The sequence below is a fragment of the Bradyrhizobium sp. Mp27 genome, assembly GCF_029953005.1.
GTDB lineage: Bacteria > Pseudomonadota > Alphaproteobacteria > Rhizobiales > Xanthobacteraceae > Bradyrhizobium > Bradyrhizobium barranii.
This window is the reverse complement of sequence record NZ_JASAUS010000788.1, coordinates 1-224: the sequence shown is the minus strand read 5'-3', so window position 1 is coordinate 224 and position 224 is coordinate 1. Positions and strand designations below refer to the sequence as shown.

Annotated in this window: 1 pseudogene; it reads left to right on the top strand. The window is 71.4% G+C overall.

Going from position 1 to position 224, the window contains the following annotated elements:
- Positions 1–224, top strand: a pseudogene (locus QJT78_RS52660) (hypothetical protein); the annotation flags it as partial.

The following is a 224-nucleotide window of genomic DNA, read 5'->3' as shown; positions in this document are numbered from 1 at the left end:
AACTGGTACAGCACCGACAAGAAGGTCGATCGCGATCGCGATGGGGTGGACGATCGGGCGGAAGGCGCAGCCACGGGAGCGGGCGTCGGCGCAGGTCTTGGTGGCGCTGCCGGCTTGCTCGCGGGCCTTGGTTTGTTGGCTATCCCCGGCCTGGGTCCGGTCGTGGCGGCCGGATGGCTCGCATCGACCGCGCTCGGTGCCGTTGCCGGCGGCGCCACAGGCGG